Source organism: Streptomyces sp. NPDC046900, assembly GCF_040644975.1.
Lineage (GTDB): Bacteria > Actinomycetota > Actinomycetes > Streptomycetales > Streptomycetaceae > Streptomyces.
Genome location: NZ_JBEYXD010000003.1, coordinates 293223 through 312454 on the forward strand (window position 1 = coordinate 293223; position 19232 = coordinate 312454).

Genomic DNA, 19232 nt, shown 5'->3' on the forward strand with positions numbered 1-19232 from the left:
CCCATGAGCACGACCACCGTCGAGACCTCCGCCGCGGTGACCAAGCAGTCCGGCGCGGACGCCCCGCGGCGCAGGGCGCGCAGACGCGGCGAGCGCGGTCCCGTCGCGACCCTCGGCACCCACGCCACCCTGATCGTGGCGAGCCTGATCGCCTTCTTCCCGGTCGGCTGGCTGATCTTCCTGTCGCTGGGCCCGGACAAGGACGACTACCTGCACCCCGGGCACATCTGGCACACGATGACGCTGGACAACTACTCGTTCGTCCTGCAGCACACGAGCTTCTTCGACTGGCTGAAGAGCACGCTCATCGTCGTGGCGGGCACCACGGTCATCGGCGTGATGATCGCCGCCACCACCGGCTACGCGGTGTCCCGGATGCGCTTCCCCGGCTACAAGAAGTTCATGTGGGTGCTGCTGCTCACCCAGATGTTCCCGATCGCCGTCCTGATCGTCCCGATGTACCAGATCATGTCGGACCTGGGACTCATCGACACCTACCTCGGGCTCATCCTGATCAACAGCACGACGATCGTGCCGTACTGCGCGTGGCTGCTGAAGGGCTACTTCGACACGATCCCCTTCGAGATCGACGAGGCCGGCCGGGTCGACGGACTCACCCCCTTCGGCACCTTCGTCCGGCTGATCCTGCCGCTCGCCAGGCCCGGTCTCGCGGTCGCCGCCTTCTACGCCTTCCTCACCGCGTTCGGCGAGGTCGCCTTCGCCTCGACGTTCATGCTGAGCGACGACAAGTACACCTTCGCCGTCGGTCTGCAGAGCTTCATCAGCGAACACGACGCCCAGCGGAACCTGATGGCGGCCACCGCGGTGCTGATCGCGATACCCGTCTCCATCTTCTTCTACCTCGTGCAGAAGAACCTGGTGACCGGCCTCACCGTGGGCGGCACCAAGGGCTGACCCGCCCCCCGGGCTCCCGCGCGCCTGACCCGCGCGGGTGGCGGCCGCGGTGCCCATCCGACCCCGCTGTCACCGCGGCCGCCGCATCACCCCTCGCCCCTCCACAAAGACCTACTCCTTCCGCCCGGCTCCGCCCGGGCGGAAGGACCCCCACCGCATCAAGGACGCCATGAGCCAGCACCCCGCCGACCAGGCCCCGAACACCGCCCTCGCCACCGTCGCCACCACCCATCGCGACTGGTGGCGCGACGCGGTGATCTACCAGGTCTATCCGCGCAGCTTCGCCGACAGCAACGGCGACGGCATGGGAGACCTGGAGGGCGTACGTTCCCGCCTCCCGTATCTGCGCGACCTCGGCGTGGACGCCGTGTGGCTCAGTCCCTTCTATGCCTCGCCGCAGGCCGACGCCGGCTACGACGTCGCCGACTACCGTGCCGTCGACCCCATGTTCGGCAGCCTCCTGGACGCCGACGCGCTGATCCGCGACGCCCACGGCCTGGGGCTGCGCATCATCGTCGACCTGGTCCCGAACCACTCCTCCGACCAGCACGAGTGGTTCAAGCGGGCGCTCGCCGAGGGGCCAGGCTCGCCGCTCCGGGAGCGCTACCACTTCCGCCCCGGCAAGGGTGAGAACGGCGAACTTCCGCCCAACGACTGGGAGTCCATCTTCGGCGGCCCGGCGTGGACCCGGGTGCCGGACGGCGAGTGGTACCTCCACCTCTTCGCGCCCGAGCAGCCGGACTTCAACTGGAACCACCCCGCCGTCGGCGACGAGTTCCGCTCCATCCTGCGCTTCTGGCTCGACATGGGCGTCGACGGCTTCCGTATCGACGTCGCCCACGGTCTGGTGAAGGCCGAGGGCCTGCCCGACCTCGGCAGCCATGACCAGCTCAAGCTGCTGGGCAACGATGTCATGCCGTTCTTCGACCAGGACGGCGTCCACGACATCTACCGCCAGTGGCGCACGATCCTGGACGAGTACGCGGGCGAGCGCATCTTCGTCGCCGAGGCCTGGACCCCCACCGTGGAGCGCACCGCCCACTACGTCCGCCCCGACGAACTGCACCAGGCCTTCAACTTCCAGTACCTGAGCACCGCCTGGGACGCGGCCGAGCTCCGTGGCGTCATCGACCGGACTCTCGAGGCCATGCGCCCGGTCGGCGCCCCGGCCACCTGGGTGCTCTCGAACCACGACGTGACCCGGCACGCCACCCGCTTCGCCAACCCGCCCGGCCTCGGCACGCAGATCCGCACGGCCGGCGACCGTGAGCTGGGGCTCCGGCGAGCGAGGGCCGCCACTCTGCTCATGCTGGCCCTGCCCGGATCGGCCTATGTCTACCAGGGCGAGGAACTCGGTCTGCCGGACGTGGTCGACCTTCCCGACGAGGTGCGCCAGGACCCGGCGTACTTCCGGGGCGCGGGACAGGACGGCTTCCGCGACGGCTGCCGTGTCCCGATCCCGTGGACTCGCACCGGTTCGTCGTACGGCTTCGGCACCGGCGGCAGCTGGCTGCCCCAGCCCGCCGGCTGGGGCGACCTGAGCGTCGAGGCGCAGCAGGGCCTGGCCGGCTCCACCCTGGAGCTGTACCGTGCGGCGCTCGCCGTGCGGCGCGAGCAGCCCGCCCTCGGCGCGGGCGACTCGGTCGAGTGGCTGCGGGCGCCCGAGGGCGTGCTGGCCTTCCGGCGCGGGGACTTCGTCTGTGTCGCCAACACCACCGGTGAGTCGGTCGCGGTGCCGGAGTACGGCCGTGTGCTGCTCGCCAGCGGCGAGGTGACCGAGGCGGACGGCGAGACGAAGGTGCCCGCCGACACCACGGTGTGGTGGACCACCGCCTGACGCACCGCAAGTTCTTTCGTCCGGCTTTCCGGGGCCCGTCGTCCTTGTGTGGACGGCGGGCCCCGTCGTCTTCCCATGTGGGTTCGCGCAGCTCCAACAGGCCGCAATCCGGCCCTATTTCGCGTATATGGCAGGAACATGTCCCGGGGGTTGACCACCGTGGTCGGGCCTCGTACGGTCTGCTCCACTGCAAGTAGTTGAAAACTTGCAGCAATTCCCCTCAGGTGATCTCAGGGTCTCCGACGGGCTCCCCAGCAGATCCTTCGACGGAGAAGGAACCCCCACACATGGCCAGCAGAACGCTCTCCGGCGCCCTCGCCCTGGTGGCGGCCGCGTCGGTCGCACTCGCCGTCCCCGCGGGGACAGCCCAGGCCTCCCCGCCGGGCACCAAGGACGTCACCGCGGTCCTCTTCGAGTGGAACTTCGCCTCGGTCGCCAAAGAGTGCACCAGCACTCTCGGCCCGGCCGGCTACGGCTACGTCCAGGTCTCCCCGCCCGCCGAGCACATCCAGGGCACGCAGTGGTGGACGTCCTACCAGCCGGTGAGCTACCGGATCGCCGGCCGTCTCGGTGACCGCACGGCCTTCCAGAACATGGTCAACACCTGCCACGCGGCGGGCGTGAAGGTCGTCGTCGACACCGTCGTCAACCACATGTCGGCCGGCAGCGGCACCGGCACGGGAGGCTCGTCGTATACGAAGTACGACTATCCCGGCCTGTACTCGTCCGCCGACTTCGACGACTGCACCGCCCAGGTCACCAACTACCAGGACCGGTGGAACGTCCAGCACTGCGAACTGGTGGGCCTCGCCGACCTGGACACCGGCGAGGAGTACGTCCGCAAGGCGATCGCCGGGTACATGAACGACCTGCTCAGCCTGGGCGTGGACGGCTTCCGCATCGACGCGGCCAAGCACATACCGGCGGACGACCTGGCCAACATCAAGTCCCGGCTGACCAACCCCTCCGCCTACTGGAAGCAGGAGGTCATCTACGGCGCGGGCGAGGCGGTCCAGCCGACCGAGTACACAGGCAACGGCGACGTCCAGGAGTTCCGCTACGCCTACGACCTCAAGCGCGTCTTCACCAGCGAGAAGCTCGCCTACCTCAGCAACTACGGCAAGGCCTGGGGCTACTTGAGCAGCCCGGTCGCCGGTGTCTTCGTGGACAACCACGACACCGAGCGCAACGGCTCGACCCTGAACTACAAGAGCGGCGCCGACTACACGCTGGCCAACGTCTTCATGCTGGCCTGGCCCTACGGTACCCCCGACATCAACTCCGGCTACGAGTGGTCCGACGCGGACGCCGGCCCGCCGAACGGTGGTCAGGTGAACGCCTGCTGGCAGAACGGCTGGAAGTGCCAGCACGCCTGGCCCGAGATCAAGTCGATGGTCGCCTTCCGCAACGCCACGCGCGGTCAGACGGTCACCAAGTGGTGGGACAACGGGAACAACCTGATCGCCTTCGGCCGTGGCACCAGGGGCTATGTAGTGGTCAACCACGAGACCACCACGGCCGACCGGTGGTTCGAGACCTCGCTGCTCGCCGGCACCTACTGCGATGTGCAGGGCAACAGGACCGTGACGGTGAACAGCACTGGCTGGTTCGAGGCGTCGGTCGCCCCGAACACCGCGCTCGCCATCTACGCGGGCAAGTCGAGCTGCTGATCGGCTGACAGGCCCGCCCGGGCTCCGCACCCTCCGGCTTGCGCCGGAGGGTGCTCCGTCGCGCCCGCCGTGCAACGACCGGGCGTGCGGGGCCGATTGAGGCGTGTCGAAAATTGGCTCTGAAAGTCCTTGCCGTGAGTTTCACAACTCTTGCTGTAAGCGTTTCGGTGGCGATACGGTCGCGCGGGCGCCCGGCGACGGAGCCGTGCCGCGGCGCAGGGGTCGGACCCGATCGAGCCGCAAGCGCAAGGAGTTCAGCCTGTGATACCGAGATGGCCGGCGCCCCGGAGGCGCCGTTTCCCGAGCCGGAGAAGGGTCACGGCCCTCACCGTCGTCGCGCTCGCCGCGGCGCTCCTGCCGCCCCTCGCCGCCCGGGCGGCCACCCCGCCCGCGCCTCCGTCCGACGCGCGGCTCGCGGCCGAGCCCGCGCGGCACGACGACACCCGCGAGCAGTTCTACTTCGTCATGCCGGACCGTTTCGCCAACGGGGACACCTCCAACGACCGCGGGGGTCTGACCGGTTCCCGCCTGGCCACCGGCTACGACCCCACCGACAAGGGCTTCTACCAGGGCGGCGACCTCAAGGGACTCACCAAGCGGCTCGACTACATCAAGGGGCTCGGCACCACCGCCATCTGGATGGCGCCGATCTTCAAGAACCAGCCGGTCCAGGGCACCGGTTCCGACGCGTCGGCCGGCTACCACGGCTACTGGATCACCGACTTCACCCGGGTCGACCCGCACTTCGGCACCAACGAGGACCTGCGGACCCTCATCGCCAAGGCGCACGCCAAGGGCATGAAGGTCTTCTTCGACGTCATCACGAACCACACCGCCGACGTCGTCGACTATCAGGAGAAGTCCTACGACTACCTCTCCAAGGGCGCTTTCCCGTACCTGACCAAGGACGGGCGGCCCTTCGACGACGCCGACTACGCCGACGGCACGAAGGGCTTCCCGGCCACGGACGCCGGCTCCTTCCCGCGCACGCCCGTCGTCCCCGCCGCGAAGAAGGACGTCAAGGTCCCCTCGTGGCTCAACGACCCGACGATGTACCACAACCGGGGCGACTCCACGTACGCAGGCGAGTCCACCACGTACGGCGACTTCTCCGGTCTCGACGACCTGTGGACCGAACGTCCCGAGGTCGTCAGGGGCATGGAGAAGATCTACGAGCGCTGGGTGCGCGACTTCGGCGTCGACGGCTTCCGGATCGACACCGTGAAGCACGTGGACATGAAGTTCTGGACCCAGTGGGCCACGGCACTCGACACGTACGCCGCCGCGCACGGACGGAAGAACTTCTTCATGTTCGGCGAGGTCTACTCCGCCGACCCGTCGATCACCTCGCCGTACGTCACCCAGGGCCGCCTCGACGCCACGCTCGACTTCCCGTTCCAGGAGGCGGCCCGCGAGTACGCCTCCCAGGGCGCGAGCGCGCAGAAGCTCGCCGGTGTCTTCGGGGACGACTACAAGTACACGAGCGGCAAGGCCAACGCGTACGAGCAGGTCACCTTCCTCGGCAACCACGACATGGGCCGTATCGGGTACTTCCTGAAGCAGGACGACCCCAAGGCCACCGACGCCCGGCTGCTCGCCAAGGACAAGCTGGCCAACGAGCTGATGTTCCTCAGCCGCGGCAACCCGGTCGTCTACTACGGCGACGAGCAGGGCTTCACCGGGTCGGGCGGCGACAAGGACGCCCGCCAGACGATGTTCGCCTCCAAGGTCGCGGACTACCTGGACGACGACGAGATCGGCACCGACCGTACGCACGCCGACGACGCCTATGACACGAGCGCGCCGCTCTACCGGCAGATCAGCGCTCTCTCCAAGCTGCGCAAGGACAACCCCGCACTCGCCGACGGAGTCCAGACCGAGCGGTACGCGGCCGACGGCGCCGGCATCTACGCCTTCTCCCGCACGGGCGGCGACGGCTCGGAGTACGTCGTCGCCTTCAACAACGCCGGCGAGCAGAGGACGGCCACCTTCGCCACCGGGTCCGTCGGCACGGCCTTCCGCGGTATCTACGGGACCAACGGGTCGGTCACGAGCGACGCCGACAAGAAGGTCACCGTCACCGTCCCGGCCGGGTCCGCCGTCGTCCTGAAGGCCGCCCACCCGCTCGCCCCGCCCGCCTCGAAGCCCGCGATCGCCCTCAAGGCCCCGGACGCGGGCGCCACCGGCACGGTGGAACTCTCCGCCGACGTCCAGGGCGGGCAGCTCAACCGCGTCGTCTTCGCCGCCCAGGTGGGCAACGGCGGCTGGCAGACCCTGGGTTCGGCCGACCACGCGCCGTACAAGGTCACCCAGACCATCGCCAAGACCGTCCCCGCCGGAACCGCCCTGCGCTACAAGGCGGTCGTCGTCGACTCGGCGGGCCGCACCGCGAGCGCGACGGCCATGAGCACCACCGGCACCCCGCCCGCCCCCGAGATCCCCACCGCCTCCTCCCGCGACTATGTGATCGTCCACTACAAGCGCGCCGACGGCGACTACGGCAACTGGGGCCTGTACGCGTGGGGCGACCTCGCCGACGGCGAGGCGACCAACTGGCCCGACAGCCACCCCTTCACCGGCCGCGACGCCTACGGCGCCTTCGCCTACGTCAAGCTGAAGCCGGGCGCGTCGAGCGTCGGGTTCCTCGTCATCGACAAGAACGGCACCAAGGACGTCTCCGCCGACCGCACCATCGACGTCACCAGGACCGGCGAGGTCTGGGTCGAGCAGGGCAAGGAGGCCGTGCTCACCGAGCGGCCGGCCGCCGACTACCCCGCGCAGGACAAGACGAAGGCGGTCATCCACTACCACCGCGCCGACGGCGACTACGACGGCTGGGGGCTGCACGTCTGGACGGGCGCCGCGAACCCCACCGACTGGGCCGCGCCCCTGAAGCCGGTGCGCACCGACTCCTACGGCGCGGTGTTCGAGGTGCCGCTCGCCGACGGCGCCACCAGCCTCAGCTACATCGTCCACAAGGGCGACGAGAAGGACCTCCCGTCCGACCAGTCACTCGACCTCAAGGCGAACGGGTACGAGGTGTGGCTGCTGAACGGGCAGGAGAAGTACCTGCTGCCGCAGCCCGCGGGCAGCGCGGCGGCCCTGGACCCGGCCACCTCCAAGGCGGTCTGGATCGACCGGAACACGGTCGCCTGGAACGGTGTCGCGGGCGCGGCCTCCACCCAGCTCCTCTCCTCCCACGACGGTTCGATCGCCGTGAAGGACGGCACGCTGACCAGCGACGACGAGCGCTGGCTGCGGCTGACGAGGACCACGCTCACCGACGCGCAGAAGGCGAAGTTCCCTCATCTGAAGGACTACACGGCCTGGTCCGTCGACCCGCGCGACCGCGACCGGGTGCGTGCGGCGCTCGGCGGGCAGATCGTGGCCACCCAGCGGGCCGCGAACGGCGCCGTGCTGGCGGCGACGGGCGTCCAGATCGCCGGCGTACTGGACGACGTGTACGACGCGACGCGGGCCGATCTCGGCCCGACGTTCCACCAGGGCCGTCCCACCCTGGCCGTGTGGGCGCCGACGGCGCAGTCGGTGAAGCTCGAACTCGACGGTTCCACCGTCGCCATGCACCGTGACGCCGCCACCGGCGTCTGGTCCGTCACGGGTCCGGCGTCCTGGAAGAACAAGCCCTACCGGTATGTCGTCACGGTGTGGGCGCCGAGCGTCCGGAAGATCGTCACCAACAAGGTCACCGATCCCTACTCCCTCGCCCTCACCGCCGACTCCGAGCGCAGCCTCGTGGTCGACCTGAACGACAGGTCCCTCGCCCCCAGCGGCTGGTCGGGCCTGAAGAAGCCCAAGGCGGTGCCCCTGAGCAGCGCCCAGATCCAGGAGCTGCACATCCGGGACTTCTCCGTCGCGGACAAGACCGTGCCGGCCCGGGACCAGGGCACCTACCTCGCCTTCACCGACAAGAACAGCGACGGCTCCCGGCATCTGCGCGAGCTGGCCGAGGCGGGCACCTCCTATGTGCACCTGCTGCCCGCCTTCGACATCGCGACCGTCCCCGAGAAGAAGTCCGAGCAGTCGGCGCCCGGCTGCGACCTCGCCTCCTACGCCGCCGACTCCGACCGGCAGCAGGCCTGCGTCGCCGCGACCGCCGCGAAGGACGCCTACAACTGGGGCTACGACCCGTACCACTTCACGGTTCCCGAGGGCTCGTACGCCACGGACCCCGACGGCACCGAGCGCACGGTCGAGTTCCGCAAGATGGTCAAGTCGCTGAACGAGGACGGCCTCAGGGTCGTCATGGACGTCGTCTACAACCACACCGCCGCGAGCGGTGAGGCCGACACATCCGTGCTCGACCAGATCGTGCCGGGCTACTACCAGCGGCTGCTCGCCGACGGCTCGGTGGCGAACAGCACCTGCTGTGCGAACACCGCGCCCGAGAACGCCATGATGGGCAAGCTGGTCGTGGACTCGATCGTCACCTGGGCCAAGGAGTACAAGGTCGACGGATTCCGCTTCGACCTCATGGGCCACCATCCGAAGGCCAACATCCTCGCCGTGCGCAAGGCCCTCGACGCGCTGACCCCCGCCAAGGACGGAGTCGACGGCAAGAAGATCATCCTCTACGGCGAGGGCTGGAACTTCGGCGAGGTCGCGAACGACGCGCGCTTTGTGCAGGCCACCCAGAAGAACATGGCGGGCACCGGCATCGCGACCTTCTCCGACCGCGCCCGTGACGCCGTGCGCGGCGGCAGCCCCTTCGACTCCGACCCCGGTGTTCAGGGCTTCGCCTCAGGGCTGTACACCGACCCCAACGCCTCGACGGCCAACGGGACGACGGCGGAGCAGAAGGCCCGCCTGCTGCACTACCAGGACCTCATCAAGGTCGGACTGAGCGGCAATCTCGCCAAGTACCGCTTCACCGGCGACGACGGCAAGGAGGTCACCGGCGCCGAGGTCGACTACAACGGTTCGCCGGCCGGCTACGCGGACGCTCCCGGCGATGCCCTCGCCTACGCCGACGCGCACGACAACGAGTCGCTGTTCGACGCACTCACGTACAAGCTGCCCCAGGACACCTCCGCGTCCGACCGGGCCCGTATGCAGGTCCTGGCCATGGCCACGGCCGCCCTCTCACAGGGCCCGTCCCTGTCCCAGGCCGGCTCCGACCTGCTGCGCTCCAAGTCCCTCGACCGCAATTCGTTCGACAGCGGCGACTGGTTCAACGCGATCCACTGGGACTGCCGGGACGGCAACGGCTTCGGGCGCGGGCTGCCGCCGGCGGCCGACAACCAGTCCAAGTGGCCGTACGCGAAGCCCCTGCTGACCTCGGTCAAGGTGGGGTGCGACCAGATCGACGGCGCCTCCGGCGCCTACCGCGACCTGCTGAGGATCCGGACGAGCGAGTCCGGGTTCTCCCTCGCCACCGCCGACCAGGTGCAGTCGAAGCTGTCCTTCCCGCTCTCCGGGAAGGACGAGACGCCCGGGGTGATCACGATGGAGCTCGGCGACCTGGTCGTCGTCTTCAACGCGACGCCGAAGCAGCAGGAGCAGACCGTCGCGGGCCTCGCGGGCAAGGCCTACGCGCTGCACCCGGTGCAGGCCGCGGGCGCGGATCCTATCGTCAAGTCTTCCTCCTACGCCGAGGAATCGGGCACGTTCGCCGTTGCGGGTCGCACGGTGGCGGTCTTCTCACGGGTCACGCGCTAGCGCACTAGCGTGGTGGGGCGGGCCGGGAACTCCTGGTTCGCCCCACCTTTTCCGTGCGCCGAGGAGCGGCTCACATGGACGGCAACGGCAAGCAGACCGAGCCCACCGTGCTGGTGGTCGAGGACGCGGCCGACGGCCGCTATGCGCTGGGTGCCGTGCTCCGCCGGGCAGGACACCGTGTCGTGCCCGTGGCCAGCGGCCGCGAGGCCCTGACCGAACTCGGCATACGGCAGCGCAAGGGCGCCCTGCCCGACGTCGCCCTCGTCGATGTGGGCCTGCCGGACATGAGCGGCTTCGAACTGTGCCGCAGGCTCAAGTCCTCGCCCACCACCGCCGCCCTGCCGGTGGTGCACTTCTCCGCCGCGTCCGCCGGGCCCGGCCAGCGCTGCCGGGGGCTGGACTCCGGCGGTGACGCCTATCTGTCGGTGCCGGCCGAGCCCGAGGAGATCCAGGCCGTCGTACGGGCCGCCGTGCGCAGCGCCAGGATGCGCACCGGGGCCGAGGCGCTGGCGCGCCGGCTCACCCTGCTGTCCGAGACGATCGTCTCCGTGCAGTCGGGCCGGTGCATGACGGAACTGGTCCGGGCCGCCGCCCAGGGGGCAGCGAGGCTCACCGCGTCGCCCGCGGTGGTCTTCGTGCTCGGCGAGGACGGCGAACTGCATCGGGGTGTGTCCGGGTCGCGGGCGCGCGCCACGCTCCCGGACGCCGCGGCGCACGAGTCCGTGGCCCGGCTGATCCGCGGCCTGGCCTCCGGGCACACGGGGGCGCGTACGACGGTGGTGCCGCACCCGCTGTGGCCCGCGGGGATCCTGCGTCCCGGCAAACCCGACGACGCGCGCCTGGTGGTGGCGCGCACCCAGGAGGGCAAGCCGGCCGTCTGCGTCGCCGTTCCCGCACGGGGAACGGCCGCCGAGGGGGACGCGCTCGTCTCCCGGCTCGCCCAGGCCACCGCCCTCGCCGCCGAAGCCCTGCTCATGTACCAGGTGGAGCGGCATGTGGCACTCACCCTGCAGCACAGCTTCCTGCCCCAGGAGCCGCCTGTGATGCAGGGCGTCGAGGTGGTCGTCCGCTATGTGCCGGCCTCCCGGCAGACCGAGATCGGCGGCGACTTCTACGCGGCGCTGACGACCTCGCGCGGCGTGCTCACCGCGGTGGGCGACGTCGCCGGGCATTCGCTGGACGCGGCCACCGTCATGGTGGAGATCCGGCACGCGCTGCGGGCCTACTGCGTGGAGAACCCGGACCCGCTGAGCCTGGCCCGGCGGCTCGACCGGCTGCTGCAGCACCTGCACCCCGACGTCACCGCCACCGTCTGCCTGGTCCTGGTCGACCCGGACAGTGGACGCGTGCGCATCGCCAACGCCGGGCACATCCCGCCGCTGCTCGTGCACGACGACGGCACCGCCGACTACGTACGCGCCCACGGCCCGTTGCTCGGTCTCGGCCTGGACCGGCCGGCGCCCACCGAGACGGTGCTGAGGCCCGCGGACCGGCTGCTCATGGTCACCGACGGGCTCATCGAGAACCGCGGAACGGACCTCGCCGTGTCCATGGAACACCTGCGCACGGCCGCCGCCGGCGCCCCGCCGGGCGTCGGCACGCTGTGCGACACGCTGCTCGGGCGTTTCGGCCGCGACCGGGAGGACGACATCGCGCTGCTGGCGCTGCGGCTGGGAGGACAGGACCTAAGGTGAGGGCATCCGTCGTAGAACAGGAGCGCCCATGCCGCAGATCACCGTCGACTACTCCGCACCGCTGGAGGGCTCCTTCGACCGGCGCGGATTCGCCTCGGCGCTGCACGCCGAGGTGGTCGAGATCGCGGGCGCCCGGATCGAGGCGTGCAAGACGCAGTTCCGCCGCACGGAGGACACCACGGTCGGCGCCGACCTGGACGGGCACGCCGTGGTGCACATCACCCTGGCGCTGCTGGCCGGACGGACCGAAGAGACCAAGGTGAAGCTCAGCGAGACGACGCTGGAGCTCCTGCGGCAGTATCTGAAGCCCGCCGCGGGGCTCGCGCTGCATGTGTCCGCCGAGGTGCGTGACCTCGAGCCGTCGTACCGGAAGTCCGAGAGCTGACGGCCGTCAGCTCGCCAGATTGACCAGCCGGGCGACCAGATCACTGAAGGGCCCGTCGCCCGGCTCGTCCTTCAGGGCGCGGCGCAGCAGCGCGGCCATGTCGTCGTCGTGGGAGGCGCTCACCGCCGCCAGCGCCGCGAAGTCGTGCACGAGCTGTGTCTCCAGCTCGTGGCGCGGGATCCGGCGGCCGTCCAGCCAGATCAGTGCCGTCGACTCGACGAGCGAGATCCACGACCGGATCACCAATTCGAGCCGGGCGGGCGGATCCTCGACCCCCAGGTGCGCAAGGATCTGGACATAGCCGGCCTGGCGTACGGAGTCGACGAGTGCGTTGGTCCGTGAGGAGCCGACCGCGGGGCCGCCGCGCATCAAGGCCGAGAAACCGGGCCCGTGCTCGTCGACGAAGTCGAAGAACCGGTGCATGACCCGCAACAGCCGTGCCCCCAGCGGCCCTTCGCGCGGCTCTGCGAAGCGGTCCGCCAGATCCTCGGACGCGCGCTTCAACGCCGCCTCGTACAGGCTGAGTTTGCCGGGGAAGTAGTGGTAGACCAACGGCCGCGAGATGCCCGCGGCCGAGGCTATCTCGTCGATGGAGACCTCGTCCGGGGAGCGCCGGCTGAACAGTTCGAGGGCTACGCCGATCAACTGCTGCCGCCGCTCCTCGACTCCCAATCTCCGGCGTATCCCTGTCGTCATACGAACACCATACCGATCGGATCCCGCCCCGAACGGGCCACATCGGCACCGGTGTTTCACATGTTCAGCACATGTCTCTCACCGAACGCCCACGACACACCGATCGCCAGCGGCTCTCCCGGTATCGGCCGCGGGCGCGCGAAGAGCGGCGGTGCCGCGCTCAGCGAAGACCGCCGATCGTCCGTCCGTCCCCCAACGTCCCTTGCAGCCCGGCCTGGACCCCCTGTTCCGTCCGCACCGCCAGCAGACTGCCCTTGGCCGAACCCGACACTCCGCCGGTCGTACGGATCGAGGCGGTGTCCTCGCTTCCCGCGGCGAGCAGGTACCAGACTCCCCCCGCCGACTTCCACAACACCCCCGCGAGCACATGCGGATCCTTTGCGCCGCAGGCGGCCACGCCCTCCGCCTTCGCCGCGACAGCGCCGTACCGCCCGCCCGGCGTGTGGAACTGCGCGAGGACCCGTGGACCGCCGCCCCGCCAGGTGTCGGCCCGGGTGCACACCCATGTGGCGGCCCCGGACGCGTCCGGCAGCGGCTGGCGTGCGTACTCCCAGGCGTTCACGGTACGCACGCCCTGCGAGCGCACCGCCGCCAGCGAACAGGCGAACGGCGACCAGGTGCGCAGCTCCGCCGCCCCGGACGCCTCTCGCATCGCGCCCGGCCGACCGACCGTCAGGTGAGCCGGTGTCAGCTCCCCGAGGTCGGTCAGCAGCCGTGTGCCGGAACCGTCGGTCAGCTGCAGCACGTTCCAGGACGTGCACGAACCGGTGCGCTCCGCGGGTCCGGCCAGCGGCGCGGTGACCCCGTCGGCCGGGCGCAGGTCCGTCGCCCGGGCCGACGGATCGAGCAGGTCCCGCTCGGCCGCCCCGGTCACCCAAGGAGCCGTCAGATAGCGGACGTTGCCGTCGGCCCGGGCCAGGACCACGGCGTCCGCCTCGGCCCCGGTCGCCGCGTCGACCCGCGCGAAGTCGAGCGCGGCCCCGTTCGTGTCGTTCGCGGGCTCGGCGTAGCGTGCGATGCGCAGTCCGTCGTAGAAGATCACCACGCGTGCGGCGTCGACCCGCCCGGCGTACAGCAGTTGCGGCGGTCCGGCCGGGGCGCCCGAGGGGGTGCCGGGCGTCGCCGAGACCTGGACGGAGTCCCCGGGGCGCGCCCAGACGGCGAGCGCGCGGCGCAGCAGAGCCCTGTCGCCGGTGAGGTTGCCGCGCGCCGGCCACACGGAGAAGTCGGTGCGTGCGGACGTCCGCCAGGCGGTGGGGGTCACCTTCGTCACCTTGGCCGGGTCGAGCGCGGCCTGGTCGGCCGGGTTCTGCGCGTACGGCGGTGCGGCCGCGCCGTCCTGACCCCAGCCCCCGCTCGGCAGCGCTAGCAGTGCCCCGCACACCGCGGCGGCGGCCGCGGCGGCCAGTGCGGCCTTGGCGTGCTGCCGGCGCCGCATCAGATCCGTCGGCCGCGCCTGCAGCGAACACGGGTCGAACTCGGGGGAGTCCAGCAGCCTGTCCTGGGCCGGAACGCGGGCGGCCTCGCGGACCGCCGCCGCCGGATCCGTCACGCCCACCGACTTGAGCAGTCTGCGCACCGCGTCCTCGGGGAGCCGCTCGAGGCCGCGCAGTACATAGGCGGCGCGGGCCGGACCGGAGAGCGCCGAGAGCCGCTGGTCCAGGGCGAGTTCGTCGGCCCCGCCGGAACGCGGGAAGAGTCTGAGGCCCCAGACCTGGGGGAGCAGCGGCGGCAGTTGCGACCGCTTCGGCCACGCCGTCCACTTCAGCGGCCGCCCCGCTTCCAGCGCGGTCCGCACCACCTTCAGCCGCAGCAGGGAGTACCCGGGGTCGCTGCCGCGGCCCTCGGCCCGGCGCGCATGGGAAGGACCTGTGGCCTGGGCAGGAATCAGGGACGAGGAGCGCCGGCGGGGCAGCGCCCGCTGGGCAAGGGCATGCGCCGTCAGCACCCGCCGGTTGCGGCCGAGACCCGGTGGCAGCACGAGATAGGCGAGCCGGACGAGCCGGGGGTAGTGCTCGGCGAGCGCGGCCTCGGCCTGCTCGACATCGACGACCGGTGCTGAGGTCCGGGCCCGGCGCGGGGCGACATGCTGTGGCTGCACGTCCGGCAAAACGAGTGAGACGGTGGTTGGTCACCTGCGCCAGGGGCAGCCCTGCCACGGCAGCGGCGCCAGCGTCCCGAACGGCAGGACTCCGGCCGCCGCGATCGCGGCCATTGCGCCGGTCGGCGTGCCTCACAGCGCGGTGGTGAGGGCGACGGCCCTGGTACCGCGGTGGGCCGGGCGGGACGGTCAGGCGTCCGGCTCGACCAGCAGGCGCGCGTAGTTCGCCATCGACCGCTGGTAGCGCGGCAGATGCGGCGCGAGCGCGCCGAGGACCAGGGACAGGCCCTCACGGTCCCGGCCCAGGCTGGACAGGCACAGGGCCAGGCAGGCGCGCACGGCGTCGTCCAGTTCGTCGGACGGAGCGTCGAGTTCGGGGGTGAGCAGATCGACGCCCTCCTTGGCCCGCCCGACGTTGCGCAGCGAGCTGGACAGCTGGATCTTCGCCCGGCGGCCGCGGTAGCCGTCGAGGCCGCGGGCCAGCGCCTCCCGGTACAGCGGCACCGCCGTGTCGGAGTGTCCCGTGGAGTCCCAGGCACAGGCACGCTCGAAGGGGCCCAGCGGGCTGTCGTCGGGCAACTCGGCGACCAGGGCGTCGATCACCGCGCGGAAGTCCGCGGCATCCTCCTCCGCGTAGTCGTCGAAGCCCTCCCAGGCGGCGGCCACACGCGACTCCCAGTCCTGTGTGCTCACGTGTCCCCCTCGTCCCGAGTGCTCAGACCGCTCACCCTCGCACACCTGTGCCGTCCGGGACACCGGATTTGCGTGGTCCTGGAGGGAGAGGTGTGGCGTCATTGAGCACGGGGCGCGCCGCAGCCGTACGGAAGGGCAGGGCTCTCGCGAGGGCTCCTGGCGGCATGGGCCGGAACGACCGGAGGAACACATGAGGTGCACGCGCGAGAAGCTGGCGGCCGGCGCGGCCGTCGCCCTGCTGGTGCTGACCGGCTGCGCCGGGACGGGCGGTTCGGGTGAGGCGCAGGACCAGGTGCCGGCGACCGCGACCGGCAGTCTGGAGGACCTGGCGGCGGACGTGAACTGCAAGCCGAACGTCCAGACGGACGCCGACGAGATCCGCCAGGCCATCTGCACCAACTCCGACGGCAAGTTCGTGCTCGCCACCTTCGCCACCGACCGGGGGCAGCGCGAGTGGATCAACGACGCCAAGGACTACGGCGGTTACTACCTCGTGGGCCGCAAGTGGGTCGCCGTCGGCGACGACGGAGTGGTCAAGGCGCTGCGGGGCACGCTCGGCGGCGAGGTCGAGATCGGTACCGACCACCACGCCCACGCGGGCCACAGCGGCTGAGCCCGCGCCGGACGCCCGCCCGGGGCGCACACGCCGAAGGCCGGTGGCGGGATCTCCCGCCACCGGCCTTCTTCAGTGGGTCACCGGCTCAGTGCGTCACTGGCACCGCTGGCCTCGGTTGACGCAGTTGGCGATCTTGTTCGCCAGGCCGCCGGTCGTGACGCTGATGAAGTCGTCGTGGTCGGTGGCCGGTTTGTGGAGCTGCTCCGGGAAGCCGTCCACCGCGTAGGCGTTCTTCACCACACCGTTCTGGAGGGTCGGCGGTGTGATCTTGTACACCAGCCGCATGGTCAGCTGCGGGATCGCCTTGAACCCGTTCTGGCAGTTGCCGTTGGCGTCGGCGAAGGCCACATGCGTGCGGTGGTTGGCGCTGTCGATGTTCTGGCCGTCCCAGCAGCTCTGGAAGGCGAACGTGCGGACCACGTTGCTGCCCTGCGGGCAGATCGGGTACTGCGTCGTCAGCTGGACCTTGTTCTCGAAGCCGGTGCAGCTCCAGTGTGCGTTGGCGTTCGCCAGACCGTTGGTCGTGGTCTTGGCGTCACCGGTGATGATGCGCAGGAACTGCGGCATCGCGACGACCTTGCTGGTCGGGCTGCCGACGTACTTGATCTGGGCCTGCACCGGCGTAAGGATCTTGCCGACGTTGCCTTCCTTGCCGCCGCCGTCGTTGTTCTGGTCGAAGTCCTGGGTGCCGTCCTGGACACGGACCACCGGCCAGTAGTACGACGACAGGTCGTTCCTGTTCTGGCAGCTGGTACCGCCCTGCAGGAACGTGTCGTTGCTGGCGAAGGCGTTGACCTTCTGGTTGCCGACGTAGTCGTGCAGATGGTGCGCGCCGTTGGTCACACCGGGCGCCACGATGACGTTGTCGGTGTTGTGGTTCTTGTTCGCGTTCACACCGCACCGGGTGGTGAACGTGCCGTTCGAGGCGCTGCGGGTCTTCCGCGGCTTGGCGGCGACGTTCGGCTGGACCTTCGTGATGTCGACGAAGTCGGCCGCGGCGGGGCCGTTGCCGGCCTGGCCGCCGTTGCCCTGCTGCTGGCCGGTGTTCTGGCCGCCGGTCGACTGCTGGCCGCCGGTCGGCTGCGGACTGCCGGTCTGCTGCGGTTGCTGGCCGCCGGTGTTCGGCTGGCCGGAGTTGTTCTGGCCGGCGGTGTTGTCCGCCTGGCCCGCGGTGGTGCCGGTACAGGCGGCCAGACCGTCCAGGCTGTCGGGCGCGCTGCCGCCGACCCGGTTGATCTCCAGCTGAATGCGGTCGATGATCACCGCCCGCCGTTCCTTCAGCGGCTGGAGGATCGAGTTCTGGACGAAACTCGCGTCCCTCGCCTGCGCGTCCCGTGTGGTCGCCAGACGCTGGTAGGCGTCCGTGATCTGGCGGTCGAGGTTGGCCAGTTCCCCGTCGACCTCGGTACGGGCCTGGTTCGGCACATTGGTCAGCTGCTGACCGACGTCCGGGCAGGTGATGGTGGCCACCTGAGCGGCGGCGGCCTTGGTGCTGTTCTGCGAGCTCGTCTCGTGCGCCGAGGCGTAATAGTTCGCCCAGATCAGCCCGCCCCCACCGAGCGCTAGGGCAGCCGAGGCGGCTATGGCCTTGGTGGCCAGCGGCGTACGGCGTTTTCGTGTGTTGCGTCCCATGGAACTCCTCTGACTTCCTTTCGGGGCGAGGCGCCCGACAGGGGTGAAGCGGCGCCATCCCATACGCAGGAGGTCCATGGGGTGTTCAGAATCCTCATGAAAAACTTGGGACCTCGTGAGGTCATTTCGGGCGCAAGAGGAACAGAAGCCCCTGTTTCAGCGGTAGTTGAGGGGGCAGGCCGCTCCTTTCTGAATCAAATTCAGTGCGCCGTTTCCGGCCTTGTTCGACGATCGTGTTCCAAATGGACGAGTACGGTGAGAAACCCGCGGATTGCCGCCGCCGAAATCCACAGGACCCCGTTCGGCGAACAATTCGGAGGTATGTTCCAGGGCCGGAACGGTGACGATCACAGGCCCAGCACCTTCGCCTCCACGGCGGGGTCCAGCCCGACCCGGGGCCGGTCCGCGCGCTGCGGAGCCTCGCCCGGGGCACCGCCGTCGCCGAGGGCCTTCAGCCAGCTCCAGGTGTCGGCGACCGTCTCGGTCACGGGGCGGCAGCGCAGTCCCGCCGCGACGGCACGCGATACGTCCGCGCCGTGCAGGGCGCCGTGCCCCTCGCTGCCCGGGGGCATCCACACGGGCAGCTGAGTCCACGGCTCGATGCCCGCGCCGAGGACCACGTCGGGGTCCGTCCAGCGCAGCTCGGCCTGAGCGCCGGTGGCCTGTACGCAGGCGTCCAGAAGCCCGCCCATGGTGGCGTGCCCCTGCGGGCTCATCAGGTTGTACGGCCCGCTCAGCTCCCGCTCCACCGCGCCGAGGAGCCACTCGGCGAGGTCACGGACGTCGACATACTGCAGCGGCAGCTCCCGCGGACCGGGCGCCAGCACGGGGCCGCCCCGCGCGATACGGGTGAGCCACCAGGGCAGGCGGCCGATGTTCTCGTACGGCCCGAGGATCAGCCCGGACCGCACCAGCAGGGAGCCGTCCGCGCCGAAGGCCTCGACCGCCGCCAGCTCGCCGCCCCGCTTGTCACGCGCGTAGTCGGTGCGGTCCGCACCGGACTCCGCGCCCTCGACGAGGGGCGCGTCCTCGGCGTACCCGGCGGGCGGTGCCCATGCGTAGACCGAGCAGCTCGACACGTAGACGTACCGCCGTGCGTGGCCCCGCAGCAGCCGGGCCGCGTCCCGCACGGGGCGCGGCGCCGCCGACCAGGTGTCCACGACGGCGTCCCACTCGCCGCCCTCGGCCAGGGCGGCGAGCCCGCCGGGCGCGGGGGGGGGGCGGGGCCGGGGCGCCGCCCCCCCCGGCCGCCGCGGGGCCCCCCCCGGGCGCACGCCCGCGACACCGCCCGCCCCCCGCCCCCCCCCGGCCCCCCCC

13 protein-coding genes are annotated in these 19232 nt (G+C 70.7%); 7 read left to right on the forward strand and 6 right to left on the reverse strand.

The window, feature by feature from the left end; genetic code table 11:
• Positions 1-3 precede the first annotated feature (3 nt).
• The 6 genes from ABZ904_RS05435 to ABZ904_RS05460 all read left to right on the forward strand — a co-directional run bounded on the left by ABZ904_RS05435 (position 4) and on the right by ABZ904_RS05460 (position 12177).
• Positions 4-915 carry an ABC transporter permease subunit gene (locus tag ABZ904_RS05435; protein ID WP_361821269.1) on the forward strand — a complete coding sequence of 304 codons (912 nt, stop codon included), beginning with the start codon at positions 4-6 and terminating at the stop codon, positions 913-915.
• Between the two features lie 169 nt (positions 916-1084).
• Positions 1085-2752, forward strand: a complete 1668-nt coding sequence (locus ABZ904_RS05440; RefSeq protein ID WP_359406458.1) for a glycoside hydrolase family 13 protein — start codon at positions 1085-1087, stop codon at positions 2750-2752.
• Between the two features lie 287 nt (positions 2753-3039).
• Complete coding sequence (locus tag ABZ904_RS05445; RefSeq protein WP_361821271.1) at positions 3040-4422, forward strand: alpha-amylase family protein; 1383 nt, start codon at positions 3040-3042, stop codon at positions 4420-4422.
• 261 nt (positions 4423-4683) lie between these two features.
• Positions 4684-10098 carry a pullulanase-type alpha-1,6-glucosidase gene (gene pulA / locus ABZ904_RS05450; protein ID WP_361821274.1) on the forward strand — a complete coding sequence of 1805 codons (5415 nt, stop codon included), beginning with the start codon at positions 4684-4686 and terminating at the stop codon, positions 10096-10098.
• 74 nt (positions 10099-10172) lie between these two features.
• Complete coding sequence (locus tag ABZ904_RS05455; RefSeq protein WP_360988999.1) at positions 10173-11792, forward strand: fused response regulator/phosphatase; 1620 nt, start codon at positions 10173-10175, stop codon at positions 11790-11792.
• Between the two features lie 28 nt (positions 11793-11820).
• The gene (locus tag ABZ904_RS05460; RefSeq protein WP_359406444.1) at positions 11821-12177 is read left to right on the forward strand and encodes a 5-carboxymethyl-2-hydroxymuconate Delta-isomerase; all 357 of its coding nucleotides are present in this window, start codon (positions 11821-11823) and stop codon (positions 12175-12177) included.
• 6 nt (positions 12178-12183) lie between these two features.
• Here the strand turns inward: ABZ904_RS05460 and ABZ904_RS05465 are convergent, their stop codons facing one another.
• The 3 genes from ABZ904_RS05465 to ABZ904_RS05475 all read right to left on the reverse strand — a co-directional run bounded on the left by ABZ904_RS05465 (position 12184) and on the right by ABZ904_RS05475 (position 15667).
• Positions 12184-12873 carry a TetR/AcrR family transcriptional regulator gene (locus tag ABZ904_RS05465; protein ID WP_360989002.1) on the reverse strand — a complete coding sequence of 230 codons (690 nt, stop codon included), beginning with the start codon at positions 12871-12873 and terminating at the stop codon, positions 12184-12186.
• A 160-nt stretch (positions 12874-13033) separates the two neighbouring features.
• Positions 13034-14983 (reverse strand): hypothetical protein, encoded by a 1950-nt coding sequence (locus ABZ904_RS05470; protein ID WP_361821279.1) that lies wholly within the window; start codon positions 14981-14983, stop codon positions 13034-13036.
• Positions 14984-15163: 180 nt separating this feature from the next.
• Positions 15164-15667, reverse strand: a complete 504-nt coding sequence (locus ABZ904_RS05475; protein WP_361821282.1) for a tetratricopeptide repeat protein — start codon at positions 15665-15667, stop codon at positions 15164-15166.
• Positions 15668-15857: 190 nt separating this feature from the next.
• Between ABZ904_RS05475 and ABZ904_RS05480 the strand changes: the two genes are divergently transcribed.
• Positions 15858-16280, forward strand: coding sequence for a hypothetical protein (locus ABZ904_RS05480; protein WP_359406432.1), 423 nt, complete (start codon positions 15858-15860; stop codon positions 16278-16280).
• Between the two features lie 96 nt (positions 16281-16376).
• On the opposite strand, the gene ABZ904_RS05485 is transcribed toward ABZ904_RS05480, so the two are convergent.
• The 3 genes from ABZ904_RS05485 to ABZ904_RS05495 all read right to left on the reverse strand — a co-directional run.
• Complete coding sequence (locus tag ABZ904_RS05485; RefSeq protein WP_359406429.1) at positions 16377-17915, reverse strand: DUF1996 domain-containing protein; 1539 nt, start codon at positions 17913-17915, stop codon at positions 16377-16379.
• A gap of 156 nt (positions 17916-18071) precedes the next feature.
• On the reverse strand, positions 18072-18266 hold the full coding sequence (locus ABZ904_RS05490) for a hypothetical protein (RefSeq protein WP_360989015.1): 195 nt from the start codon (positions 18264-18266) through the stop codon (positions 18072-18074).
• The coding region (locus tag ABZ904_RS05495) for an NAD-dependent epimerase/dehydratase family protein (RefSeq protein ID WP_361821286.1) at positions 18263-19232 on the reverse strand (970 nt) is incomplete at its 5' end. The genes ABZ904_RS05495 and ABZ904_RS05490, both read right to left, overlap by 4 nt.